The organism is Bacillus sp. H1a, from assembly GCF_000633475.1.
GTDB classification, from domain to species: domain Bacteria; phylum Bacillota; class Bacilli; order Bacillales; family Bacillaceae_G; genus Bacillus_A; species Bacillus_A paramycoides.
The window spans coordinates 160,570-186,065 of the sequence record NZ_AYMH01000020.1 but is presented as its reverse complement, the minus strand read 5'-3'; the positions used below and the strand labels follow the sequence as shown (position 1 = coordinate 186,065).

23 protein-coding genes and 3 pseudogenes are annotated in these 25,496 nt (G+C 33.1%); 7 read left to right on the top strand and 19 right to left on the bottom strand.

Annotated features, from left to right (window positions below):
* Positions 1 to 89: 89 nt before the first annotated feature.
* From U860_RS0110070 to U860_RS0110015, 11 genes and pseudogenes are all read right to left on the bottom strand, one after another.
* Positions 90 to 2,507 (bottom strand): heavy metal translocating P-type ATPase, encoded by a 2,418-nt coding sequence (locus U860_RS0110070; RefSeq protein ID WP_025148408.1) that lies wholly within the window; start codon positions 2,505 to 2,507, stop codon positions 90 to 92.
* 98 nt (positions 2,508 to 2,605) lie between these two features.
* A complete protein-coding gene (copZ, locus tag U860_RS0110065; protein WP_002173015.1) occupies positions 2,606 to 2,812 on the bottom strand; it encodes a copper chaperone CopZ in 207 nt (68 codons plus the stop codon).
* Positions 2,813 to 3,129: 317 nt separating this feature from the next.
* On the bottom strand, positions 3,130 to 3,432 hold the full coding sequence (locus U860_RS0110055) for a metal-sensing transcriptional repressor (RefSeq protein ID WP_000349636.1): 303 nt from the start codon (positions 3,430 to 3,432) through the stop codon (positions 3,130 to 3,132).
* A 345-nt stretch (positions 3,433 to 3,777) separates the two neighbouring features.
* A complete protein-coding gene (locus tag U860_RS0110050; RefSeq protein ID WP_000849103.1) occupies positions 3,778 to 4,005 on the bottom strand; it encodes a hypothetical protein in 228 nt (75 codons plus the stop codon).
* Positions 4,006 to 4,267: 262 nt separating this feature from the next.
* Positions 4,268 to 4,480, bottom strand: a pseudogene (locus tag U860_RS33045) (cation transporter); the annotation flags it as partial.
* Positions 4,477 to 5,295, bottom strand: coding sequence for an alpha/beta hydrolase-fold protein (locus U860_RS0110040; protein WP_025148407.1), 819 nt, complete (start codon positions 5,293 to 5,295; stop codon positions 4,477 to 4,479). The pseudogene U860_RS33045 and the gene U860_RS0110040, both read right to left, overlap by 4 nt.
* A 15-nt stretch (positions 5,296 to 5,310) precedes the next feature.
* Positions 5,311 to 6,129: an ABC transporter ATP-binding protein gene (locus tag U860_RS0110035; protein ID WP_025148406.1), complete on the bottom strand. Its 819-nt coding sequence runs from the start codon at positions 6,127 to 6,129 to the stop codon at positions 5,311 to 5,313.
* Positions 6,130 to 6,144: 15 nt separating this feature from the next.
* On the bottom strand, positions 6,145 to 7,167 hold the full coding sequence (locus U860_RS0110030; protein ID WP_025148405.1) for an iron ABC transporter permease: 1,023 nt from the start codon (positions 7,165 to 7,167) through the stop codon (positions 6,145 to 6,147).
* Positions 7,160 to 8,167 carry an iron ABC transporter permease gene (locus tag U860_RS0110025; RefSeq protein ID WP_025148404.1) on the bottom strand — a complete coding sequence of 336 codons (1,008 nt, stop codon included), beginning with the start codon at positions 8,165 to 8,167 and terminating at the stop codon, positions 7,160 to 7,162. Before U860_RS0110025 ends, U860_RS0110030 begins: the two co-directional genes overlap by 8 nt.
* Positions 8,168 to 8,194: 27 nt before the next feature.
* Entirely contained in the window at positions 8,195 to 9,160 is a 966-nt protein-coding gene (locus U860_RS0110020) for an iron-hydroxamate ABC transporter substrate-binding protein (RefSeq protein ID WP_025148403.1), read from the bottom strand.
* 308 nt (positions 9,161 to 9,468) lie between these two features.
* Positions 9,469 to 10,227, bottom strand: a complete 759-nt coding sequence (locus tag U860_RS0110015) for an exodeoxyribonuclease III (RefSeq protein WP_025148402.1) — start codon at positions 10,225 to 10,227, stop codon at positions 9,469 to 9,471.
* Between the two features lie 154 nt (positions 10,228 to 10,381).
* On the opposite strand from U860_RS0110015, the gene U860_RS0110010 reads away from it, so the two are divergent.
* The 3 genes and pseudogenes from U860_RS0110010 (at position 10,382) to U860_RS0110000 (ending at position 12,404) form a co-directional block, all read left to right on the top strand.
* The gene (locus U860_RS0110010; RefSeq protein ID WP_025148401.1) at positions 10,382 to 10,963 is read left to right on the top strand and encodes a bifunctional transcriptional activator/DNA repair enzyme AdaA; all 582 of its coding nucleotides are present in this window, start codon (positions 10,382 to 10,384) and stop codon (positions 10,961 to 10,963) included.
* Between the two features lie 4 nt (positions 10,964 to 10,967).
* Positions 10,968 to 11,490, top strand: a pseudogene (locus U860_RS31365) (methylated-DNA--[protein]-cysteine S-methyltransferase).
* 2 nt (positions 11,491 to 11,492) lie between these two features.
* A complete protein-coding gene (locus U860_RS0110000) occupies positions 11,493 to 12,404 on the top strand; it encodes a DNA-3-methyladenine glycosylase (protein ID WP_025148400.1) in 912 nt (303 codons plus the stop codon).
* 34 nt (positions 12,405 to 12,438) lie between these two features.
* Here the strand turns inward: U860_RS0110000 and U860_RS0109995 are convergent, their stop codons facing one another.
* A complete protein-coding gene (locus U860_RS0109995) occupies positions 12,439 to 13,503 on the bottom strand; it encodes a lactonase family protein (RefSeq protein ID WP_025148399.1) in 1,065 nt (354 codons plus the stop codon).
* Between the two features lie 122 nt (positions 13,504 to 13,625).
* Positions 13,626 to 14,858, bottom strand: a complete 1,233-nt coding sequence (gene pepT, locus U860_RS0109990) for a peptidase T (protein WP_025148398.1) — start codon at positions 14,856 to 14,858, stop codon at positions 13,626 to 13,628.
* A 183-nt stretch (positions 14,859 to 15,041) separates the two neighbouring features.
* On the opposite strand from pepT, the gene U860_RS0109985 reads away from it, so the two are divergent.
* Entirely contained in the window at positions 15,042 to 15,686 is a 645-nt protein-coding gene (locus U860_RS0109985) for a YitT family protein (protein ID WP_025148397.1), read from the top strand.
* Between the two features lie 65 nt (positions 15,687 to 15,751).
* Here the strand turns inward: U860_RS0109985 and U860_RS0109980 are convergent, their stop codons facing one another.
* Both U860_RS0109980 and U860_RS0109975 read right to left on the bottom strand, forming a co-directional pair.
* Positions 15,752 to 16,327: a histidine phosphatase family protein gene (locus U860_RS0109980; protein ID WP_025148396.1), complete on the bottom strand. Its 576-nt coding sequence runs from the start codon at positions 16,325 to 16,327 to the stop codon at positions 15,752 to 15,754.
* Positions 16,328 to 16,657: 330 nt separating this feature from the next.
* On the bottom strand, positions 16,658 to 17,047 hold the full coding sequence (locus U860_RS0109975) for a VOC family protein (protein WP_002173032.1): 390 nt from the start codon (positions 17,045 to 17,047) through the stop codon (positions 16,658 to 16,660).
* A 384-nt stretch (positions 17,048 to 17,431) separates the two neighbouring features.
* Between U860_RS0109975 and U860_RS31360 the strand changes: the two are divergent.
* Positions 17,432 to 20,147: pseudogene (locus U860_RS31360) on the top strand (EAL domain-containing protein).
* Positions 20,148 to 20,246: 99 nt separating this feature from the next.
* On the opposite strand, the gene U860_RS0109965 reads toward U860_RS31360, so the two are convergent.
* From U860_RS0109965 to U860_RS0109950, 4 genes are read right to left on the bottom strand one after another with little or no spacing between them, the layout of a single operon-like run.
* Entirely contained in the window at positions 20,247 to 21,311 is a 1,065-nt protein-coding gene (locus U860_RS0109965; RefSeq protein ID WP_025148395.1) for an undecaprenyldiphospho-muramoylpentapeptide beta-N-acetylglucosaminyltransferase, read from the bottom strand.
* Positions 21,312 to 21,359: 48 nt separating this feature from the next.
* The gene (locus U860_RS0109960) at positions 21,360 to 21,680 is read right to left on the bottom strand and encodes a DUF6572 domain-containing protein (protein ID WP_025148394.1); all 321 of its coding nucleotides are present in this window, start codon (positions 21,678 to 21,680) and stop codon (positions 21,360 to 21,362) included.
* Positions 21,681 to 21,708: 28 nt separating this feature from the next.
* Entirely contained in the window at positions 21,709 to 22,617 is a 909-nt protein-coding gene (locus U860_RS0109955; RefSeq protein WP_025148393.1) for an NAD-dependent epimerase/dehydratase family protein, read from the bottom strand.
* The gene (locus tag U860_RS0109950; RefSeq protein WP_025148392.1) at positions 22,614 to 23,600 is read right to left on the bottom strand and encodes a UDP-N-acetylglucosamine 4,6-dehydratase family protein; all 987 of its coding nucleotides are present in this window, start codon (positions 23,598 to 23,600) and stop codon (positions 22,614 to 22,616) included. The genes U860_RS0109955 and U860_RS0109950 overlap by 4 nt, the downstream gene beginning before the upstream one ends.
* Before the next feature lie 312 nt (positions 23,601 to 23,912).
* On the opposite strand from U860_RS0109950, the gene U860_RS0109945 reads away from it, so the two are divergent.
* Positions 23,913 to 25,100 carry a DUF2515 domain-containing protein gene (locus U860_RS0109945; RefSeq protein WP_025148391.1) on the top strand — a complete coding sequence of 396 codons (1,188 nt, stop codon included), beginning with the start codon at positions 23,913 to 23,915 and terminating at the stop codon, positions 25,098 to 25,100.
* Positions 25,075 to 25,494, top strand: coding sequence for a CBO0543 family protein (locus U860_RS33040; protein WP_081806674.1), 420 nt, complete (start codon positions 25,075 to 25,077; stop codon positions 25,492 to 25,494). The genes U860_RS0109945 and U860_RS33040 overlap by 26 nt, the downstream gene beginning before the upstream one ends.
* Positions 25,495 to 25,496: the final 2 nt, after the last annotated feature.

Sequence of the window (25,496 nt, the reverse complement as noted above, 5' to 3'; positions counted from 1 at the left end):
CTTTCTATACGAACAAAAAACAATACTTATTCAAAGTATTGTTTTTTGTATAAAAGCATATTCAATTACTCTATAAATTAAGACTTTTATTATTTTAATTTAACTCTTTGCAATCTTAATGCATTTAATACGACTGATACAGAGCTAAATGCCATCGCTGCACCTGCAACCCAAGGAGCTAAGAAACCGAACGCCGCAATTGGAATTCCTAGGCCGTTATAGGCTAACGCCCAGAATAGATTTTGCTTAATATTTCTAATCGTCATTTTACTCATGAAGATTGCATCAGCAATACTATTTAAGTCACCACGGATTAATGTAATATCTGCTGCTTCCATTGCTACATCTGTCCCTGTTCCAATTGCCATTCCAATGTCTGCTGTAGCAAGAGCAGGAGCATCATTAATTCCATCTCCAACCATAGCCACTCTCTTACCGCTAGCTTGCAGTTTTTTCACTTCTTCTGCCTTTCCTTCTGGTAATACTTCTGCAATTACGTGATCAATACCAACTTGCTTAGCAATTGCCTGAGCAGTTTGTGTATTATCACCTGTAATCATAACGACATCTAGACCCATTTTCTTAAGTCTTGCAATTGCTGCTTTTGAAGTATCCTTTACAGTATCTGCAACAGCAACAATTCCAGCATATTCCTTATCTATTGCTATAAGCATTGCTGTTTTTCCTTCTCGTTCTAGTTCTTCCATCGATTTAGAAACTTCTTCAATATCAATATTAAATTTCATCATTAATCGGCGTGTACCAATTAATAACTGTTTCCCTTCTACAACCGACTCAATACCAAATCCAGGAATTGCTTCAAACATTTCTGAACTTGGGATATCAATTCCCTGTTCTTTAATTCCTTCTACAATCGCTTCTGCAAGTGGATGTTCAGAATTTTTTTCTGCTGCACCGACTAATTTTAATATTTCTTTCTCTTCAAATCCATCTGCTACAATTACATCTGTTAATGTCGGTTTTCCATTTGTAACTGTACCTGTTTTGTCTAAAATAATCGTATCTAATCGATGCGTCGCTTCTAGATGCTCTCCACCTTTAAATAAAATTCCGTATTCAGCTGATCTTCCTGATCCCGCCATAATAGATGTTGGTGTTGCAAGACCTAAAGCGCATGGGCATGCGATAACAAGTACTGCTATCATTTTCTCAAGCGCTCCTCCAAAATCACCAGGTGTAACAAATACCATCCATACTACAAAAGTGATAATAGCAATCCCAACTACAACAGGTACGAAAATACCTGAAATTTGATCCGCTACCCTTTGAATAGGAGCTTTCGAACCTTGAGCCTCTTCTACTACTTTAATAATTTGTGCTAATGCAGTGTCTCTTCCTACTTTAGTTGCCTTAACTTTTAAAAATCCATTTTTATTCATTGTAGAACCGATTACTACATCCCCGATTGTTTTATCAACTGGAATACTCTCACCTGTTAACATCGATTCATCTATCGCTGATTTTCCTTCTACAATTTCTCCATCTACTGGGATTTTTTCACCAGGTTTTACATAGACGATATCACCTGCTACCACTTCTTCGATTAAAATTTTTATTTCTGTTCCATCTCGTACAACTGTAGCAGTTTTCGCCTGTAATCCCATCAATTTTTTAATAGCTTCTGATGAACGCCCTTTTGCTTTTGCCTCGAATAATTTACCTAAAATAATTAATGTAATAAGTACCGCGCTCGTTTCAAAATATAAATCTGGCATATGTTCCGAGGAACCAATTGATTGAATACTTAAATAAACACTATAGAAATAAGCTGCGGACGTTCCAAGTGCCACAAGAACATCCATATTTGCACTTTTATTGCGCAATGCTTTATAAGCACCTATATAAAATTGGCCTCCAATTATAAACTGCACTGGAGTTGCAAGAGCTAGCTGCACCCACGGATTCATAAGCATATCAGGTAAATAAATAAACGATGTAAATGAGAAGTGACTTACCATTGCCCACAATAACGGAAATGATAAAATAAACGAAATAATAAACTTTTTCTTTTGTCGCTCAATTTCTTGTAATCGATGATCTGTTGATGAATTTTGCTCATCTGATTTTACTTCTAATTTATATCCTAATTTTGTAATCGTACTCTTCATTTCATTAACATTAATTTCATCAGGATTAAATTCTACAGTAGCTGATTCTAAAGCGAAATTTACTGTCGCCTTACTCACACCATCTAGCTTATTTAAACGTTTTTCCACCCTATTCGCACATGCAGCGCACGTCATTCCCGATACCGTAAACTCGGCCTTATCACTTACAATACCATATCCTAACGATTCAACTTTTTCTTTAAACTTTTGAGGATTTGTTTGAGTTGGATCGTACAAAATTTTTGTTTTTTCAAGCGCAAAATTTACATTTGCCTCTTGAACACCTTCTACTTTTTTAAGACCTTTTTCAATTCTATTCGCACATGCGGCACATGTCATTCCTGATATTTGAAAATTGGCCTCTTTTTGTTCATTCATTTCATTCACCTCTACCACATACCCTCAAGAGGTATATTTTTTAGCAAAATAAATCGCACTTTATTTAAAGTACGATTTATTCCCCTGTTTAAAAATTATTATATAACATCGTATCCTTGATCTTCGATTACACTAACAATATCTTTTAAAGTAATGATTGATGAGTCAATGGTAACTTCAACAGTTCCTTCTGCTAATTGCACTTTTACTTGTTCAACACCATTTAGTTCTTTCACATTACTTTCAATAGAATTTACACAATGTCCACAAGACATACCCTCAACCTTTAATGTTAACTGTTCCATTTAAAATCCTCCTCTTGTTCATTCATTGTTTGTTAATCACAACCTTATCTTACCATACCCCCCTAAGGTAATCAATGGTTTTGTATAATGATTTTTATAATTTTTTATAAGTTCCTTGTTTTCTCTTATCCCACACAGCCTTCTTTGAAATAAATCCATTCATTCCACGACAAAACATACAGGTACCCCTTATAGGTACATGAAATAAGTTTAATCAATCTAACTATTAAGTACACGCTGAAACTCCCTATGCTAAGCTTTGAGGTAAAAGTCTTAAATAAACAAAAAAACAAGCTAGTCAAATACTAGCTTGTTTCTTAAGCCTTTGAAAATCGTTCAAATACGGTCATTAATTCTTCAATTGCTTCGTCACCATTACCATCCTTAATAGCACCAGAAACACAATGACTTGTATGATTTTTGAGAACACCCATTCCTACTTTTTTCATCGCTGCATTAATCGCTGAAATTTGCACTAAAATATCTACACAATAGCGATCATTTTCTATCATATTTTGAATACCACGGACTTGTCCTTCAATTCGCTTTAATCTATTTATAATTTGCTCTTTTTCTTTTTCTGATCTATGTGTTACTGCTTCATGTTCTTTATGATCCATATTATCACCTTCTTAAAGTTTCTCTTCATCTGATAAAAATAAATGTCTTTTTGAGTATATCAATTATAGCATTAAATATCTATGTATTGATACCCCATATGAGTATCTAATGTTTATATGATTATTCTTAACAAATTATTAGCTTCTCAATCTCAATTGTCATTATACCCTGTCCCTTTTCAAAAAAGCATAAAGTCCGCTACAAAACTCAATAAAGTGAAACTTTAATCAGCGAGGGTTTTGTTCATCTCTCATTCATTATTAATCCTCAAATAGCTGGATAAATAAAAGCCTCAATCTTCACATATTTGAATTGAGGCTTTTTTCTTCCTATTATATATAAAATTATTGTTGATCACATACTTTTGTGTCATTCACTACTGAAGTCCCTTCAACAGTTACCGTATGAAAACAGTCGTTTACTCGAACAGTTACAACATTATCTTGCCGATCAATGATATGATATTCATTAAAATTTTTATTTAGAGCACTGCGAATTTGCTCTCCTTCATAAATTGGAATGCCATGTGATAAAACCCAAATAAGCCCAGCGATAGCAAGAATAGTTTTCATACGATCTACCTCCTTGAGAATAAAGTGAACTTTTAATCGGTGCTTATTTCAGCCCTACTAATCATTAGTTGAATCAGTCGAGCTTTTATGGAGATAAGTTCATTTCGTCTATTTTATGTTTATGCTAATTGTGACGGAATTGTGACAATTTTTTGTCTCTTTAGACGAAAAGTTGAAACAAAACTTTCAAAAAGGAAAATTATACTTACATAAATGAAAAGGCTATGGAGGAAATTCTCCATAGCCTTTTCGTAGAGTTTTATTAAATGACCCTTTCACTATACTTAATCTTAAGTGTTTCAATTTGAATTGTACTATGTTCAATATGAAAATCGTGTTTTAGCATAGTAATAATATTTTGAAGCGCTTCTTGATCATCCTGATTTTTATCAATCATTACATAGCAACTTAAAGCATCTAATCCTGATGTAATTGTTCAAATATGGAGATCGTGTATATCACGTACACCCTCTACAAATGACCAATAAATCTTAATCCTTTACTTAAAGAAGTCGGTACAACTGATGCATGATTCTCCCCTTCCGCCTCATAAAACTTGAATCTAAACTTCTCATGTTTGAATTGAAGAAGACGTTCTGATAATGCATTTGCATCTACAACCATATGCTCTCGCTCCAATGATCCAACTGTAAGGAATACTCCCGTTTCAACCTTCGCTTCATTTAATTCATTTATAAGATTCTCTTCTTTTTCAAGTACGGATTGATTGTTCCACCAAATAGACGGGCTACTAATAAAATAATTTTGAAAAGTATTTACATTTGTAAATAGTATATGTAATGCAAATAATCCGCCTAGAGAATGACCAAATAATGATTGTTTCTCTTTATCAATTTCAAAATTATTTTCAATTTGTGGTTTCAATTCTTCTTCAATAAACGTAAAGAAGTTATGTGCTCCTCCTGTTTTAGGCCACGGTTTGCCATCCGGTTTTAAAGGAGCATCTTTTGAAATTATAGAAGGTGTAAAATCATAGCATCTTTCTTCGCCTGAAAATGCACCTTCAATTGGATAACCAATACCAACTATAATGGCTGGTGAAACACCTGTTTTTTCCGCTCTAACCGATTGTATTTTAACCGCTTCATGGAACGTTTGAAAAAAGGCATTGCCATCTAATACATATATGACCGGATACCCTGAATCTGGTGCTGGTTGCTTCGGCTTTGAAATATGAATTTGATATTCTCTGCTTTCTAATTTGGAATACATTTTCCACTGTTCAGTGTTCCATATACTAATTTGCTGTTTTTCAATAGTTATATTCATCTTATATTCCCCCCTTTAACTTGTTACATATAGTTCTCTTTTTTCTTCTTCATAGATGCTGTCATAACCGAAACAAACAGGAGCCCCGTTATACGGATCTACCATGACACGTGCATCAATATGAAATACCTCTTTTAACACTTCATTTGTAATAATTTCTGAAGGACTACCAGTTGTAATAATGCGTCCTTCTTTCATTGCAATAATCTCATCTGAAAATCTTGCTGCATGGTTAATATCATGTAATACCATTACAACCGTACAATTATGTTCTTTATTTAATTTTCCCACGATTTGCAATACATCTAATTGATGAGACATATCAAGATATGTAGTTGGCTCATCTAGCAATAAGACCTCTGTCTGTTGTGCTAACGCCATTGCTAGCCAAACTTTTTGTCTTTGTCCACCTGATAAATTTGCAATTTGTCTCGTACGAAATGCTGATGTTTTAGTTATGTCTAATGCCCAATCAATCATTTCTTTATCTTTTGCAGTTAACTTATTTACGTTATTGCGGTGTGGATAGCGCCCATAAGAAATCAATTCTTCTACTTTAAGCTCTCCTGGAGCAATTGGATTTTGCGGGAGTAACGCTAATTGCTTTGCAATTTCTTTCGTTGGAATCTTATTTAAATCTTGCCCTTGCAAATACACTTTACCGCTTTTTTGCTTTGAAATTCTTCCCATTGTTTTTAATAATGTCGATTTCCCACAACCATTTGGACCTATAATTGTCGTTATTTTTCCTTCTTGTATTTCCACATTTAAATCGCGAAACACGGTAAGCTTTTCATAACTCGTTTCTAAACTTTTTGCACTTAAAATACTCACTTTTCTTCCCCCCTCTTACGCTTTCGCCTTATAAAGTAAATATAAGAAATACGGTACACCGACAATAGAAATAACAATTCCAACTGGTAACTCTATAGGTGTGAAAACTGTTTTTGCAATAAAATCTGAAGCTATTACAAGAAACATTCCTACTACTCCACATGTAGGGATTACATGCTTATGCTGAATACCGACAAGCCTTTTCGCTATATGCGGTGCCATTAAGCCAATAAAACCAATACTTCCTGAAACAGCAACACATGCGCTTACAAGTCCGATACTACTTAATAGTAAAATAGATTTCTCTCTTTCTACTAAAACACCTAGACTTGTAATACTCGTTTCTTCCAATTGAAATAGATCTAATAAATAAGCTTTCTTTTGTATAAGAGGAATTAGTATAATAAGCCACGGCAACATGGCAATAATATACTTCCAGTTTGCACTATATATGCTTCCAGACACCCAAACTGCAGCCATTTCGAAATCAGTTGACTTCATTTTGAGTGATAAATACATAGAAAAGGCTCCAAATCCTGATCCAATTGCAATCCCTGTTAATAAAAGGCGCTGTGAATCTAACTTACCGTTTTTCCAAGAAAACATATAAATGATTATAGCTGCACCTAATCCACCAACTAAGCCAAACATCGGCATCATCATAATAGAAACCCAGTCTGAGCTCTTTAATTGTCCTTGAAAGAAAAACATAAAAATTACGATTGCTGTTCCTGCCCCAGCATTTACTCCTAAAATACCTGGATCCGCCAAGCCATTTCTCGTAATTCCTTGAATAACTGCACCTGCTACACCTAAACCTAATCCTACTAATCCAGCAATTACAATTCGTGGAAGACGAAAATCAAAAATAACTAAATCATGTTCTGGCACTGGATCAATTCTAAAAATTGTTTTAAATACATCCGTAATCGTAATATCAAACGTACCATTCGTTAAACTAATATAAATAGCGCATAAAATTAAAAATACTATAGTCCCCATTGTCATTACAAAACGCTGATTTGAATTTTTAAGCATGTCTCTCTCCCCCTCTTGTACGAATTAAATAAAGGAAGAAAGGAATTCCAATTAAAGATGTAACAACTCCAATTGGAGTTTCAAATGGATAATTAACAAATCTACTTAAAACATCACATAATGCTAAGAAAACTCCACCAATAGCGCCCGCACATGGCACAATCCACTTATAATCTACCCCAATTAAAAATCGAGTAATGTGTGGAATAATTAAACCTACAAAACCAATTTTCCCAACTAAAGCAACTGCCGTTCCTGTTAAAAAAATAACTGATAAAATTGCCATCGCTTTAACTAGCTTTGTACGTTGCCCTAGATTAATAGAAATCTCTTCTCCTAAAGAAAGAATTGTAATAGATTTTGATATTAATAGCGCTAAAACTATCCCAATTATCCCAAAAGGTACCGTGATTTTAATTACATTAGGATCCACTTGATCTAACTTAGCATTAAACCAAAAACTAACATTTTGAGAAATTTGGAAGTACGAAGCCATCGCGGCCGATACACTGCTTAAAAATGTTCCAATAACTGTTCCTATAATCGCTAACCTAACTGGTGATAAGCCATTTTGAAGGAGCGAACCAAAACCAAACACTATACCGGCTCCTAATGCAGAACCAATCATTGAACATAAAACCATACCGATTGATGACATTCCTGGAAGAAAAATCATACAAAGTGTAATAACAAAAGCTGCACCATCCGTCACACCCATAATAGAAGGGGATGCAAGATAGTTTCTTGTCATCCCCTGCATAAGTGCTCCTGATATGGCTAGAAATGCTCCGACTAAAAGAGCTGCAACTACCCTTGGTAAACGTGAAGTAATAATAATATTATGATTTACATCGCTTGAATCAAAATGAAATAATGCATTCCACACTGTTTCAACATCAATGTTTTTCGCCCCATATAAAATTGATAGTATGACTGTAAATAAGATTAGTATGGGTGCTAAACATAAAATGGTTACTGGTACCGCATTTGTTTTCTGCATATCATTCAACACACCTTACTTATTGTATTATTTAGATAATTTTTTCACTGCTTCTTTTAAGAACGCTGTTTTACTCCAAGCTGTACCACCTTGTGCCATTGGATCTACAACGTTTACAAATACTTTCTTTTCTTTCGCAGCATTCATACTTTGCCAAATTGGATTATTTTCAATGTCTTCTAGCACTTTCGGTTTATTATTTTCGCTTGCTTCATATTGTAAGAAAACATAATCTGGATTTATTTCAGCTAGTTTTTCTAAAGAAATCTTTTCTTGTGCTTTTACAGTTTTAAGTTGTTCTGGAGCAGTTAGTCCAAGATCTTTATAAATTACAGGATTGAAGTATACTCCTTCTGGGTATAGAAATAAATCATTTGCTCTTAGTCTAATTACAAGTACTTTTTTATCTTTTAACTTATCTCCCAATTTCGCTTTTGCTTTTTCAGCATCCGCATTGTAATCTTTAATAATTTTTTCTGCCTTATCTTTTTTACCAGTTAATTCTCCCATTAACTTTAAATTATCTTCCCAGTTTGTTGAAACGTGTGATACTGGGAACGTCGGAGCTACTTTCGTAAATTTTTCAGCTGTTTCTGCTGGAAATTTCGTACTTGATGTAATAACATCTGGTTTTAATTGAAGTAAGGTTTCAAAATTCGGTTCCATTTTCTCACCAACAGATTTCGCACCCTCTAAATCTTTTTCAAGATACTTTGGTAATTTACCACCTACAGTAATCGCTCCAACTGGTTTAATTCCAAGTACTGCTGCATCTTCCATTGATTCTAAACTAGCTGTCGCAATTTTATCTACCTTCGCAGGTACTGTATATTCTTTACCTAAATATGTAATTTTTCGTTTTTCATCTTTTTTCGTTTCAGTAGCTTTTGTCTGTTGTTTTTGTTCCCCAGAAGTTTTGTCTGCACTATTACATGCTGCTAACCCTACACTTAAAACTGTAACCATCCCTAATGTAAATAATTTCTTGTTCATCTTTATATATCTCCTCTCGAAACCTTTAAAATATGTTATTCCAACAATGAAATTTAATTATATGAAACATAATCCCCATCTATATTTCACATCATTAACAAATCTACTTAAAATGAAGATCCATCCTTGTTCACTTCCCCTAATATTAAATTCTTCACCACCCTCATCTCGATAAACATTATCAATGATAATGATTATCGTTATTAAGTATATATTTAATATTTATTTATTTCAAGGATGATTTTAAAAATTTTAATAAATCGAACAAAAAAGAAGTATCTCCTTTTTTTCAAGAAGATACTTCTTTTTTAGAAATCCATACGTAACTCAACTGGGCAATGATCTGACCCCATCACTTCACTATTAATTTTCGCATCGGTAATTTTATGTTTTAACCTTTCAGAAATCACAAAGTAGTCTAAACGCCATCCGATATTTTTCGTTCTTGCACCCATACGGTATGACCACCATGAGTACGCACCTTCTTGTTCAGGATATAGGTATCGATATGTATCAATAAACCCTTCCTCTAAAACACATGTGAATTTCTCTCTTTCTTCATCCGAAAAGCCAGGGTTTTTCCGATTGCTTTTCGGGTTTTTCAAATCGATTTCTTTATGGGCAACATTTAAATCTCCACAAAAAATAACCGGTTTCTTTTCATCTAATCGCTTTATATAGGTCCTGAAATCATCTTCCCATTCCATTCTGTAATCTAAACGTTCTAATCCTCGTTTCGAGTTTGGTGTATACAGCGTTATCATATAATAATCATCAAATTCTAATGTAATAACTCGTCCTTCTTGATCATGCTCTTCAATTCCTAAACCATACATTACAGAAATCGGTTCTTTTTTCGTAAAAATAGCAGTTCCTGAATACCCCTTTTTCACAGCATAATTCCAGTATGTATAGTATCCCTCTGGATTTAAATCAATTTGTCCACTCTGTAATTTAATTTCTTGTAAACAAAATATATCTGCATTAGATTCTTCTAGATATTCTAAAAATTCACCTTTCGCAATAACTGCCCGCAAACCATTTACATTCCATGAAATAAACTTCATATATGTTCCTCCTCTTGATGTGCATTTTCAGTTTTCATGCTAACACAAAATAGATAACCTATCATAGTTTCATCTTTGTAATCTTGCTCTTACATCCGTAATTGCGGACATATGTATTTTATTCAGGTTATACTAATCTCGGAGGTGACATTCTGTGTACAACGAAAAATTGCAAAGATGCGAATTAACAGATGAGTATTGGCAAGCAATTATTCATAATGACTCTTCATTTGATGACAAATTCTTTTATGCTGTAAAATCGACTCGTATTTTTTGTCGTCCATCATGCAAATCGAGAATACCGAACAAAAACAATGTACGAATTTTTCTTAATGTGGAGCAAGCGTTATATGAAAAATTTCGTCCGTGCAAACGTTGTAAACCAAATGGCCTTACTTTACCTAATGAAGAGTGGATAAATCAAATTACAGAATATATTCAAAAACATTATTTTGACGCGTTAACTCTCGACTTACTCGCAGAAATGTGCCATGGTAGCCCTTATCATTTACAACGCACTTTCAAGAAAATTGTAGGGATTAGTCCAATAGAATATATACAGCAATTCAGAATTACAAAAGCGACAGAATACCTTTCACATACAAATAAATCCATTATGGAAATTAGTACTGCTGTTGGGATAGAAAACCCGGAGTATTTCGCGACTTTATTTAAAAAGAAGACAGGATTTACCCCTACTGAATATCGGAAAAAGAACAGAACAAAAGAGGAATGAAATAATGAAACCATATGAAAATAAAACTATATATTGGACATTGCTTATTCATAAACATTGGCGTATGCATACCACTTCAAATGGATTATGCTTCATCGGATCACAAAATAAAACTTTTGAAGAACTAAATACGTGGGCTAGAAAAAAACTTCCACAGCATACATTCATCCAAAATCCAGATTATCTGCAAACATATACTAAAGAACTTATCGAGTATTTGGAAAACAAGCTAGAAACCTTTACATTTCCTTCCTATCGATGCTTACGGAACTGCATTTCAATTAGCCGTTTGGAATACGGTACGTGAAATTCCTTATGGAAAGACATATTCTTATTCAGAAGTTGCGGAAAGAATTCAAAAACCTAAAGCTGTACGTGCTGTCGGTACCGCGGTTGGGGCAAATCCTCTTCTGATTACAATCCCTTGTCACCGTGTTATAGGAAAAGATGGAAAGCTCACTGGCTTTAGAGGTGGTTTAGACATGAAGAATGAATTGCTCAAATTAGAAGCTTTTCGGGAGGAATAAATATGACAGAAGATTGTAATGAAACATTAACTTTAGTCGTTCCAAAAGAATTTAGTTTTCAAGAAAACTTACGCTATCTATCGCGTTCTAAAAATGAATGTATGTTTCATATTGAAAACAATAAAATCTATAAAGTCATTCCTATTCAAAAAGTAAATCCTTTAATTGAAATTAGTGTGAATGCTGATGGAAATATTCAAATACGTTTTTTAGGAGAATCGTATATCTCTGAAACATGGATCCGCGATGCTGTAGCTACATATGTAAAAGAGTGGTTTGATTTAGATACTAATCTAGCTCCCTTCTACAAATTAGCTAAATATGATCCACTCCTTCAAAAAACCATTACAGAGTATTATGGACTTCGTACTTTAGGTATTCCTAGTTTATTTGAAGCACTGTGCTGGGGGATTATCGGCCAACAAATCAACCTCACATACGCCTATACTTTAAAGAGAAGATTAGTCGAACAATTTGGAGACCATGTAGAATGGAACGACCAAAAACATTGGATATTCCCATCACCTGAAGTAATAGCAAATCTAGATGTAGAAGATCTCGCAACATTAAAAATGACTACAAGAAAGTGCGAATACTTAATTGACATCGCGCAGCTCATTACAGAAGGTAAATTATCAAAAGAATCTCTATTACAAATACAAGATGTGAAGCAAGCTGAAAAACAATTAACTAGCATTCGCGGTATAGGGCCATGGACGGCCCACTATGTTTTAATGCGTTGTTTACGATTTCCTTCAGCCTTTCCAATTGACGATGTTGGCCTGCATAATGCTATCAAATTTATAACAGGCTCCGAAAAGAAACCAACTAAAAACGAAATAAAGGAATTTGCAGCAAATTGGATACATTGGGAGTCTTACGCGACATTTTATTTATGGCGAGTTCTATATTAATATTTTCTAATGAAAAATAGATAGGTAAATCTATCTATTTTTTCACATGTAAAAACTTCACACATACTGGTTCTGGAACATTGATTCCTTTCTGCATAAGGTTTAGTTTACCTTTCATTTGGTCTCTTGCAAATAAAGTAACTGTATTAGACCTTTCATTTGCAGCAATTAAAAATTTCTCTGTCGGATCTAATGAAAAGTCACGTGGCCAATCTCCTTCTGTCGATACTGTTTCAATAAGAGTTAGCTCCTCATTATGCTCGTTTACTCGAAAAACTGCGATACTATTATGTCCTCTGTTTGCTGCGTAAACGAATTTGCCATCAGAAGAAATATGAATTGCACTACCATAACTATCTTTACGATACTCTTCAGGTAATGTAGAAATATATTGTTTTTCTTTAAAACTACCACTCTGTGGAGCATATTGCAGTACAATAATTTCTGAACTTAGTTCCGTCATAACGTATGCAAGCTGTTTATTTGGATGAAATACAAGATGTCTTGGGCCACAACCAGGTTTTACAGATAGGCTGGAAACTTCTAATAATTCTCCGTCACTTTCCTTATATGTAATCAACTTATCTATTCCTAAATCAACTGCAACTACATATTTTTCATCAGGAGTAAAATTCGCATAATGAGCATGCGAATTTTCTTGTCTTTCCCTATTTTGTCCTGAGCCTTTATGTTCTACAATTGCCGTAGCCGCATCCACACTTCCGTTACCCTTTTTCACTAAATAGGACGCAACTGTTCCTTTATGATAATTCGCTGCTACTACTGTACGAATCTCTCGGCTCACACTTAAATAACACGGCGATGCTCCCTCTAAAAGTTGCCTGTTAATCAACTCTAGATTACCCGTTTGATTATGAATGGAAAAACTAGCAATTCCACCTAATCCATTCTCTTTCGCAACAGAATAAAGGTATTCGTTGTTATGGCTAATCGTTACATATGTGGGACTTCCTATTTGAGCTGCTAATTCAATCCCTCTAATCTCTCCAATTTTCGTATCAAGTATAAATTTATAAATCCCCTTACTATTTGCTTTTGTATATGTCCCTATATAACCATGAAATTCATTTTCGCTCATAACATTATCCCATTCAAAAAGCATGAATTTACAAATATCTTGTAAACAATATGTCACTTTACCTTGTATTTTTTAGTATAGAAAAGAACCAAGTAGCACTTCATTACTACTTGGTTCTCTTTTTAAGCTTGTTCTTCAAATCGTCTTGCGATTTCTACAATAACTTGAACAGCTTTTTCCATAGTATCTACCGAAACATACTCAAATTTACCGTGATAGTTTTCACCACCAGTGAAAATATTTGGCGTTGGTAATCCCATATACGATAATTGTGACCCATCTGTTCCACCACGAATCGGATGAATATTTGGCTCAATATTTAAACTTTTCATTGCTTCATAAGCAATATCAACAATTTCTCTCACCGGTTCAATTTTTTCAAGCATATTATAGTACTGATCATTCATCTCTAAAACAATTGCATCTTCACCGTACTTCTCTTGCATGTTTTTCACAATATCTTTAATATTATTTTTACGCGCTTCAAAATGATTACGATCAAAATCTCGAATAATATAATAAGCTTTACTTTGCTCAACATCACCATTTAAAGAAAGTAAATGATAGAATCCTTCATAACCTTCTGTATATTCTGGTGCATCTTCTACTGGTAAATGTCCATTAAACTCCATAGCAAGTTTAGTTGCGTTACGCATTTTATTTTTCGCTGTTCCAGGATGTGTATTCGTTCCGTTAAACGTTAACTTAGCACTTGCAGCGTTAAAGCTTTCATATTCTAAACCACCTAATGGACCTCCATCCATTGTATAAGCAAATGATGCACCAAACGCTTCTACATCAAAATGCGATGGTCCACGGCCGATCTCTTCATCCGGCGTAAATGCAACTCTAATTTTCCCATGCTTAATTTGTGGATTATGTATTAAATAATTCATTGCAACCATAATTTCTGTAAGACCAGCTTTATCATCTGCTCCAAGAAGTGTTGTACCATCAGTTGTAACAATTGTATGTCCTTTATATGACGGTAATTCTGGGAACTGTTCCGGTGTTAACACAACATTTAATTCTTCATTTAACGTAATCGCATTACCATCAAAATTTTCATGAATTTGTGGTTTTACGTTTTTCCCTGTAAAATCTGTTGCTGTGTCTAAATGAGCTAAAAACCCTATTACAGGAACATCCTTATCTGTATTAGCAGGAAGTGTCGCCATTACGTAACCATTATCATCCATCGTCACTTCTGATAACCCGATCTCTTTTAACTCTTTCACTAATAACTTACCAAACTCAATTTGCCCTGCTGTTGTTGGCACTGTATGACTTTCTTCATTTGATTGTGTATCAATCTTTACATATCTCGTAAATCTTTCAATAAGTTCTTGTTTCAAATTCGTTCACTCCTTTTATATTTCTCTCTCTATTATAATCCTTAAAACGAAATATTTTAACTTTTTTGACTGTGAAGATATATATTCCATTTACATTTTTAACAAACCATTAAAAGACATAATATTTGCACATTAAAATCCAAACATGTAATATACATCATTATATATTGGGAGGTTTTAAAGATGAGGCTAACTCTTTTTCGCTATTTTCTTTTTTTCTTAGGATTAATTTTCTTTGGACTTGGAAATGCTCTTGCAGTCAAAGTTAAATTCCTCGGTTTACATCCTTGGGAAGTTTTAAATATGGCTCTCTACCAACGATTTGGATGGACAATTGGTACTTGGAGTGTCATATGTGGATTATGTCTCGTTCTTATCTCTTTACTAGTAGATCCAAAATATATAAACGTAGGTACATTTTTAAATGCACTACTTATCGGTCCTATTATGGACTTTTTCTTACAATCAAATATCCTTCCGCATGCTACTCAGTACCTATGGATAAACTTACTGATTTTATTTGCTGGTATTGTAATTACAGGCATCGGGGGCGGTATGTACGTTGCGGCTGGGATTGGTGCTGGGCCTCGCGATGGATTCATGCTTACCATTTCTGACAAAACAGGGCTGTCAATTAGCCGGGCTCGAATCATTGTAGAATGCTTTGTACTAGTTATTGGATATATGCTAGGAGGACCTATTTTTATCGTAACTTTTCTATACACTTTTATCCAAAGTCCAATCTTTCAGCACTCATTTAAGATATTTCAAGCACTCTTACATACTTTATATAACAAAAACAAAGAACAAATTAGTGAAAATATATAAAACACAACTTAATACAAAAGAGTGTGTTTTAAAAGTAACTTTTAAAACACACTCCATATCCCATTTTATTTTTCTCTCCATAATCTCTCTACATTTATTAATTGCTCTCCTTTAAATTCTAGCTTATACACATCTGGTTTTGATGTATTCATTAAAAATTCAAACCCATATTGATTATCAAAATAGTTCATCATTTGTGTCATTACAAGCCCATGTGTACCAATTACAATTTTATTCCCCTGAAAATCCATCAATATTTCTTTTAATACTCTCACTACTCTTCTCTGGCAATCTACATATGATTCTCCCTCAGTTAGTGAAAACTCTGGCTTTGAGAACATCTTCTTTACAAGTGGATATACCTCTTTATCTGATATAATCTTATCCTCACTTGAAAACCTACACTCTTTGAGATTTTCATATGTTAATATTTCTTTTTCATAGAAATCGGCTGACTTTTCTATCGTTAGCATTGCCCTCTTATACGGACTTGAAATGAAAGTGTCAATTCCCTCTGTTTTTAATATCTCAGTTACTCTATGAGTATCTAAAATTCCCTTCTCAGTTAATCCACGTGTTCTTTCATCTCCTTCTAATTTTGGTGATTCACCATGCCTAACCATATAGATATATGTATTCATAATTCCTCCTTGAAAATGTTTATAAGTTAATTACTTACTTTAATCGCTGCCGTATCAAAACTTAAGTACAATCAAAATATTAATTCATTCTTCTTTTATGAACTTAGCTGGGCTGTTCGTCTAGCCCACTCCCAAACTAAACTCTCAAATTCATAAGAATATACGTCCTCATTTTACATCTTTTCAGAACCTAATTTCAAATCTTAATTTTCAGATTACAAATACAAAAAAAGCTTCCCTATGAGTTTATCTCCTCCAAGGAAGCTTTTTTATATTTTCTTTTATCCTGTCAAAATTCGAAACTTCGCTCTCCTCTAACTTCATTACACCCTATTCTTCTATTTGCATCAACACAATTCTCCAACCATCAGGATCCGCTATAGTAATCCCCTTTTCTTTCCAATATGGATTCTCAGGTTCTACTTCATCGTATCCCATTGCATGCAGCCTCATACTTACTTTTTCTATTTCATTATATTCTCGCATATAAAATACAAGTAAATTATCTTTTGTTGGAGCTGGACACGGGCTTCCATCTATATGTTTTGTAAATTCTAGATGATATTCTTCATCCGGTAGACCGAACATGACTCCATCATAACCATCATGATTATTAAACTCACCTATCCGCTTTAAACCCAGTCCCTTTTCATAAAATGTTATTACTTCTTCAAACTTATCTGTTGGGCGTGCTATTCTAAACTTCACCCATTTCACCATAATTTTCCCTCCATATTAAAAACTAATTACTGTATTACATATTATTGTATATAATCAACACGTTTCTTTAATCCCTCATTAGTATGAGAATAGCTACATACTAAGGTCTTACTTAATACTCTATAATAATGAAAAACTCCCCTCATCTAAAGAGAAGTTTCCATCATTTTATATGAAATTTTGCATCTTCACTTGCGAATTACTAAAAAATCTTTAGAATTTACAGGATGACTAAATATACAAATGATATCTACATTCCTTATAAACTAAAAATTATTAACTACAACGATTTTTTAACTTTAAGAATTATTGTACTATTCAATCCTTAATCAATATTATTATGTATATATATTACGAATTATACACTTAAAGAAGGTGATCCAATTGAAATTAAATAAAAATTTACAACTATGTATATTAATCGCTACATTGATATGCTATTCAATCTATTTTATGTTTTTCTTTCTGTTCCCTACTCATTTTTCAAATTTCAATGTACGCTTCACTCATCGTTGAAGCTATTACATTTATATCACTAATTTACTCTATATATTCTAAAAAAGTTAGTTCAAACCCTTTTTGGATATGTATCACAATAGCAATTGGTAGTTTTTTATTCGGAAAAATAGTATATACGTATCAAGATACCTTTTTCGAAATTCCAATACATCATTTTACTATTTCTGATGTATTTTACATGTTTTTTCTATTCTTCTGCCTTATCGCTTTCTGCTATAAAATCTTAAAATAATGCAATAAATGGGAAAAAGCTTTCTTTATTTGTGATATATGTATAGTACTTACTTCCATATTCACATTAGAATGGTACTTATTTAATCAGCCAGATTTAAATATATTCTCTCTTTCACTTGGAGATGTTTTCCTTTCATTTCTATATCCAATTGCAGATCTATTATTTCTTCTATTAGGTCTTAGTCTCTTTTTCCGCCCAACAATTTTTAATTCCAAACGGAAAATTTATATCTTTATTTTTGTATTAATAAGTTCTGCAACTTTTAACTATATTTATTTCTACTTAAATAGCCATTTATCAAATGATACTATAACGTTATTACGTCTTTTATATAGAATACCTATATTACTTATCGCGATAGCTGGTTCTATTTCAGAAGATTATAATAGCCATAAAAATTATTTCATTGTAAATCCTATACTAGGAAAGAAAGTTTTAGTCGTATTCCCCTATCTTGCTGTTGCAATACTAATCGGGTTTACACTAAAAGAACAAACATCATCTTCAACTCTCATTACAGGAAATTGTATCGCTTTTGTTTTCGTACTTATCCGCCATTCTATTGTGCGTATGCAAAACGACAGCCTAACAAAACGTTTACAAGCATTTAATACTCAACTAGAAGAAAAAGTTACTTTACGGACTTCTGATTTAGTTCATCAATCAGAGGCTCTATCTCAGAAACAACAAAAATTCAAATCACTATATGAGTATCACCCTGATCCTATTTTCACTATTGATTTAAATGGAATATTCTTAAATGTAAATAAAGCAGGAAGTATACTACTCGGAGCACCAACGAACGAGCTACTTGGTGAGACATGTTTTTCGATCATTTTAGATGAAGATAAACATAAACTGGTAGCTGCATTAGAAAAGGTTAAACAGCAAGAATCAGCATCCTTACAACTTAGTTCCCAATATAAAGATGGCTTTACATATTTTTTATACGTTACCATCGTTCCTATTATGATAGATGGACAAATTTCAGGAAGCTATATTATGGTAAAGGATATTACTGCACTAAAAAAACAACAAGAAGAAATAAAATATTTAGCATTCCACGATACTGTAACGAAAATTGGGAACCGAGCCTTTTCCCATAAGAAATTAAGAAAAGTTATAAAAAATGCTGAAACAACACAAGGTGAATTTGCATTATTATATTTAGATTTAGATCGTTTTAAAGCTATTAACGATACACTTGGACATTCGGCAGGTGATTCCATATTGGAGGAAGTAGCAAAGCGACTCCAATCATGTCTTTCATCAGGTACTCATGTATCAAGAATCGGTGGCGATGAATTTACAATTTTAATTGAAAACTATACTGATCGTGATTCCTTATACCAGTTATGCAACCAATTATTTGAAGACATGAAAAAACCGTTTGTCATACATGAGCATAAATTAACTTTATCACTTAGTATCGGTATCGCTATATATCCATCTGCTGGAATCGATACCGCTACACTCTTAAAAAACGCTAATGTTGCAATGTATGACGCTAAGGAAAAAGAGCTTAACTCCGTCTCTATTTATGACGATGTAATTGCTAAAAAAATCGAAAGACGATTACGATTAGAAAAAGATTTACCAAGTGCGATTCAAAATGAAGAATTGTTCCTTTTATATCAACCTCAAGTTGATAGCGAATCTAATAAAATTATCGGTGCTGAAGCTTTAATCAGGTGGAACCATCCAGAATTAGGTGTTATTTCTCCATATGAATTTATTCCGATTGCTGAAGAAACACTGCAAATTATTCCAATTGGGAAATGGACATTGCAACAAGCTTGTCAGCAAATGAAACGTTGGCATACATCTGGCTATTCTCATTTAAAAATAGGAGTAAATTTATCTGCTAAAGAATTTGAGCAAGAAGACTTTGTAAATTCTATTTCTTCTACTTTAGCAACTACAGACTTACCAGCAAGTTCCCTTGATCTAGAATTAACAGAACGAATTGCAATGATGGATGAGAAAGAAACATTACTAAAACTACGTACACTAAAGAATTTAGGGGTTCACATATCAATTGATGACTTTGGTACAGGCTATTCTTCATTAGCATACTTACCTTTATACCCAATCGACACTTTAAAAATTCCAAGGGAATTTATTACAATGTCTGAAGCATGTGAGGATGGAAAAGAGATCATTAAAACGATCATCACATTAGCACATACATTAGAAATGTCAGTTATCGCTGAAGGTGTAGAAACGAAAGAACACGTGAATTTCCTCCAAAAAAATAAATGTCAGTTTATTCAAGGTTACTATTACAGTAAGCCTATTCATACTAATGCATTTACTGAGCTATTAGAAATCGGTATTCACCCATAGTACATAGCTAATCGGTATAAGTAATAATGAATTTGAACAACTATAGTAAAAAGGAAAGAAGATACCTTCTTTCCTTTTGTTTTTCTATTTAAATTTCTATTACTTCACCACTTCATTTATTATATCTATTAATTGATGAATCCCCTCATCATTTGTTTTCTTATATCCATTCATGTTTTGAACATAACTCTCCTTATTTGTATACAACTTATTTACTGCATGTATAAATATATTCGGACTTACTCTATCTTGGAGTAACACTTCCGCATATCCTTTTCGGGCAAAATATTCAGCATTTAAAACTTGATCACCTCTACTGGAACTGTTAGTTAACGGAATAAGCAACATCGGTTTCTTCAAAAATAACAATTCAGAAATAGCAGTAGAACCCGCTCTGGAAACTACAACACTCGACATATTCAATATATGCGGCAACTCTTCGCCTATATATTCAAATTGCATATAACCTTCCATTCCAATAGATGGATCCACCTTCCCTTTGCCGCACATGTGAACAATATTAAAATTTAATAATAATGTATCCAAACTTTTCCTTACCATATCATTTATCCATTGAGCACCTTGACTCCCACCCATAATTAACAATACTGGTTTATCTTGCTGAAATTTACAATAGCTTTTTCCACGTAGTACGTTACCTCTCTCAATTTCTTCTCTTACAATTGGCCCTATATAAACCTTCTTCTCTTTACTTACATTCTCCCCTGTATGAGGAAATGTTGTGCATAGTTTTGTAGCAAAAGGTAATGCTATTTTATTTGCTAACCCTAACGTACTATCTGGTTCACGTATTATTACGGGTACTTTATTCATCCATGCTCCTATTACTACAGGAACGGAAACAAATCCTCCTGCCGAAAAAATAACATCTGGTTTTATTTTTTTCATTAATTTATAGCTTTGTATGCAGCCTTTTATTATTTTAAAAGGATCTTTAAAGTTTTCCCAATCCCAATATCTCCTAAGCTTCCCCGTTGAAATACTATTGTACTTAATATTTCGAACTAATAATTTTTCAATTCCATTTTGAGATCCAATATACTCAACTCCCCATCCTTTTTCCATAAATTTAGGAATCAGTACCATATTAATCATTACGTGTCCGGCCGTACCGCCCCCAGTAAAGAGAATCTTTTTATTCATAATTTATATCCACCTTTATCATTAAAAATCTTGCTTTATACCAATCTACTAAATGTAAGTAAACTTACTTTTATTTATATAAACATTTAACTCAAATCCTATATCTTGCAAAAAATCTTTGATGAGTTCATAAAAATCTTTTCCATACTCACTACATTCATATTGAGCAAAAACTTGGATTACAGGCCTAGTTCCCGTATTTATTGCTGGATTTTTCCGATCAACCTTTTTTCCTGCCACATATGCTCGACATTTATTTATCGCCTCATAGATGCGCAAAACATGCTCTTCTTCATCTTTCCAATCCAGCGTATCAACAATCGAAAGAGCAACTATATTTTGATTATTTATAGCTTCATAACAATTCATATATTTCTTACATCCTTTTATATTTTTATTAAATACAGATATCACTACACTTCGCATACTCAAGTACATCTTGTAATGATTGCTGAAATTGGATTTCTGGGATCCATCCTAATTTTTTTATATCCTCTATTACTAAACTCTCATTTGAGCTGCTCCCACTATTCCCCGTTTCTTTTATAGTAAAATTAAGGTGTGTTAATCCTTTAAATTGTTCCGTTACATCTAATAAAGATCGTTTTACTCCTGATCCAATATTATATTGTTTTCCATTTATACCATCACGTAATAACACATGATAAGCTTTAACTGCATCACGTACATCCAGAAAGTCTCTACTATCTTTCAAACTGTTTATTTCAATAATTGGTTCACTTATACCCGACTGTATATCTATCATTTTTTTTGCAAGAAGAGTACAAATGCCATTCGATACTCCTGGACCAATTAAGTTCGAGGGCTTTGCAATGATAATATTTGAATTCATTAATCCGCCCCAAGCCTTTGCAATAATGACTTGCATCGTTTTACTTAAACTATATGGATTAGAAACTTTTAAGTTGTTCATATTATCTGCTTGCAATGCAGATCCTGTAACTAATGCTCTACAATGCGGCGCTTCTTGCTTAATTGCTTCTAATAAATACAACGTCCCTATTACATTAATCTCCATATATTCAAGAGCAGATGTCCATGACTCTATAACCGAATTCCTTCCTGCTAAATGCAATACATAGTCTGGCTTTATTTGTTTCATTACCTTCATTACTTCGCTCTTATTTGTTAAATCACAAGTAATACCATTTTCGATTTCCCTTCTATGTGAACGGTTTTGAAACATAGGAATTACACGAAAACCTTGCTCTAAAAAATATTGGCAAGCATGGCGTCCTGTGAAGCCATTTGCACCAGTTATTAAAAGGCTCGCATTTTTTTTCATCGTAAAAAACCTCCTTTTTCTAACATTTGTTTCACCTCATGTTTTGCAAGTAAGTCTTGTTGAGAACTAAAACTCTTCACATCCACAAGCGGATAACTAGCATAATATTCTTGAAGTCCTTCTATAGGAATAGTCGGTAGTACAACAAAATAATTTTGATCAAAACTTATACTTGTTTTACTCTCTACCTCAGATAAAAGCATTTCACTTAATTTTTCACCCGGTCTTATCCCTACCTCTTTTATCTTCACGTTATCTTTTTTCGAACTTTCAATTAACACTTCTGCCAAATCTGTTATTTTACATGCTGGCATTTTCATAACAAAGATTTCCCCACCTCTACCTTGAAATGCAGCTTTAAATAACAATCCAACAGCATCTTCAATTGTTAAGAAAAATCTAGTCATATTTTCATTGGTAATCCCTACTTGTGAAGACTTTTTAATTTGCTTTTTAAAAAGCGGTACCACACTTCCACTCGTCCCTAAAACATTTCCACCACGAACACAAATAAATTTTGTTTTCTTTGTTTGCAAATTTGCATGAACCATTAACTTTTCACCAATTGCTTTTGTCATTCCATACGTATTTGATGGATCGGCTGCTTTATCCGTTGAAACATATATAACTTTCTCAACTTGCTTCTGGATAGATGCTTCAATTACATTTTGCGTACCATGTATATTTGTTTTTATAGCTTCATACGGATAATACTCACATACTGGAACGTGTTTTAAAGCTGCAAGATGGAATACATAATGTACATCTTGGCAAGCATATACGAGTTGGTCTTTATCACGAATATCTCCAATAATAAATTTCAATCTATCTTCATTTATAAACTGCTGCTGCATTTCAAACTGAACCGTTTCATTCCTTGAAAAAACCCTAATTTCTTTCGGTGATTTTTCTAATAGTTGTTTTATAAGTTCATGCCCCCACGAACCTGTACCACCAGTAATTAAAATTATTTTATTAAGCATTCCTTTTCCTCCTACCACACATTTCAATGAAAATTGTATTTATTAAAGTTATTGAATTATTTTCAATTGATTCAAATCATAATTGCCGTTTGTTACATTAAATTGACAAAATAAAAAAACAGAAACTATTAAACATAGTTTCTGTTTTTTTATTTCAGTTCTTAACAGTAAGATTTTTTCATACTGTTTGCACGATAACTATATTACATGTAGAAAAACACCGTTCATTTATTTCTTATACTCGTAATAAAATAAATAGAATGATTCATAGCCAATGCCATGTTTAAATTCATGAAAAAGGGAGGTAATGGAATGTACCGAAGCAATTCTAATAACTCAAATAATACATATAACGAACCTTCCAAAGCACTTCCTCTCTCCCTATTTGATGTGAAAAATGAGTTAAAACAAAAATGCACACTCATTCATTCTGGCACCATGTATAATTTAACGAAAGAAGAGCAACTCATCATAGACAACATAAAAACACATACAAAACAACTAAATAAAAATAACGTCACAAGAACACGTGCATACTATCAATTTTACATTCAATATCCAGAAATACACTGGGCACTACTTGGACATATGGTATCACGTAACGGCGGTTGGAATATGACTGATTTAAAGGGAGACTTATATACGAGGATTTTATCAGAGAAGGATCAAATTACATTTTTTTCTTTTTTAGAAAGAGGAAATTGGCTCATTTTTCAAGATGTATATCCCCAATTTTTGCTATATGAACAAAGTGTAAAAAGATCACAAAAGCTATTTCACCTTCTTCCTCACCTAAATGTTTCTACATTTATGGAAACGATGTGGAACAATTTTTGGAAAACAGGTAACAAAAAAACATTAGCGATCGCAACTATTATTAATGAACAAAACTACTTAGAAAAAAGAGTTATTCAAAATGCACACTTTCAAAAGACTGTACTAAATAGTATCGGATTTAAACTCTTTGATTTCTTTCAGTTTAATCATATCCTTTTCCCATTCTACGAAAATAATACAAAACAAAAAATATTACTATTTGGTGATACAATGAAACATTTTACATCCTTACATGAACGAATCTTAATTGGAAAAAGGTTGTATTCATTATTATTTCGGGATACACATATTTTATCTCAAATAATAAGTTGGGCCCAACACCATCCTCATACAGGCTCAAGGAAAGATTACTGGCCTCATTTATTTTCAAGTGTAAATGAATCTTTTTCCCGTGAGTTTTATAAACGCCGAATAAAGAAATGCCAGTTGCGTAATGGCGCTTATCGTATATACAGCCCTGCACTCATCTATGCATGGCGCGATATGAAGCATGAAGAAGTTGAAAGTGAAGATTGGTTTACTGATTGGCGAGTTGTAAATTACTTAGTTGATAAGGAGGAAAATATAAATGGACAAATTACAGAAGACTACTGTAAAACACTCGAAAAAATTGAACTTGCAATTCTCGCAAAGAAAAATGTCCTCCTTCGAGAAGAAGAATGATTTTCTAGCATTAGTAGTTACAATCTTTCTCTCTTCTATTATTGGAACTTGTTTAGATGCTTTCTTTGTTAATAAACAATTATATTCATTTCCAGTTAGGCCCTTCTCATCCACATTTTCAGTCAACATAGCTTTTACATTGTTCGTACTGCCAATTTTAACAGCCTCGTTTATACAAATTTCAAAAAAATTATCTACAGTTTCTAGAATTCTATTTATTATTTCAATAGGCGTTTGCGCTAGCATTTTTGAGCAAGTTGCTGAGAGATTAGGTTTATTTATACATAGTACGGATTGGCAGCATATATATTCTTTCTTTGGATATATCATTTTCTTTTCTCTTATTTGGAAATTTTATAATTGGATGCGAAAAATAAAGAGACCGTCTTTATAACG

Coding starts and splice junctions, on each gene's coding strand:
- U860_RS0110020 (WP_025148403.1), bottom strand. CDS start 9,160: ATGAACAAGAAATTATTTACATTAGGGATGGTTACAGTTTTAAGTGTA.
- U860_RS0109985 (WP_025148397.1), top strand. CDS start 15,042: ATGAGGCTAACTCTTTTTCGCTATTTTCTTTTTTTCTTAGGATTAATT.
- U860_RS0109955 (WP_025148393.1), bottom strand. CDS start 22,617: ATGAAAAAAAATGCGAGCCTTTTAATAACTGGTGCAAATGGCTTCACA.
- U860_RS0110050 (WP_000849103.1), bottom strand. CDS start 4,005: ATGAAAACTATTCTTGCTATCGCTGGGCTTATTTGGGTTTTATCACAT.
- copZ (WP_002173015.1), bottom strand. CDS start 2,812: ATGGAACAGTTAACATTAAAGGTTGAGGGTATGTCTTGTGGACATTGT.
- U860_RS0109950 (WP_025148392.1), bottom strand. CDS start 23,600: ATGCTTAATAAAATAATTTTAATTACTGGTGGTACAGGTTCGTGGGGG.
- U860_RS0110070 (WP_025148408.1), bottom strand. CDS start 2,507: ATGAATGAACAAAAAGAGGCCAATTTTCAAATATCAGGAATGACATGT.
- U860_RS0110000 (WP_025148400.1), top strand. CDS start 11,493: ATGACAGAAGATTGTAATGAAACATTAACTTTAGTCGTTCCAAAAGAA.
- U860_RS0109945 (WP_025148391.1), top strand. CDS start 23,913: ATGTACCGAAGCAATTCTAATAACTCAAATAATACATATAACGAACCT.
- U860_RS33040 (WP_081806674.1), top strand. CDS start 25,075: ATGTCCTCCTTCGAGAAGAAGAATGATTTTCTAGCATTAGTAGTTACA.
- U860_RS0110040 (WP_025148407.1), bottom strand. CDS start 5,295: ATGAATATAACTATTGAAAAACAGCAAATTAGTATATGGAACACTGAA.
- U860_RS0109965 (WP_025148395.1), bottom strand. CDS start 21,311: ATGAATAAAAAGATTCTCTTTACTGGGGGCGGTACGGCCGGACACGTA.
- U860_RS0109960 (WP_025148394.1), bottom strand. CDS start 21,680: ATGAATTGTTATGAAGCTATAAATAATCAAAATATAGTTGCTCTTTCG.
- U860_RS0110055 (WP_000349636.1), bottom strand. CDS start 3,432: ATGGATCATAAAGAACATGAAGCAGTAACACATAGATCAGAAAAAGAA.
- U860_RS0110030 (WP_025148405.1), bottom strand. CDS start 7,167: ATGCTTAAAAATTCAAATCAGCGTTTTGTAATGACAATGGGGACTATA.
- U860_RS0109975 (WP_002173032.1), bottom strand. CDS start 17,047: ATGGTGAAATGGGTGAAGTTTAGAATAGCACGCCCAACAGATAAGTTT.
- U860_RS0109980 (WP_025148396.1), bottom strand. CDS start 16,327: ATGAATACATATATCTATATGGTTAGGCATGGTGAATCACCAAAATTA.
- U860_RS0109995 (WP_025148399.1), bottom strand. CDS start 13,503: ATGAGCGAAAATGAATTTCATGGTTATATAGGGACATATACAAAAGCA.
- U860_RS0110015 (WP_025148402.1), bottom strand. CDS start 10,227: ATGAAGTTTATTTCATGGAATGTAAATGGTTTGCGGGCAGTTATTGCG.
- U860_RS0110025 (WP_025148404.1), bottom strand. CDS start 8,167: ATGCAGAAAACAAATGCGGTACCAGTAACCATTTTATGTTTAGCACCC.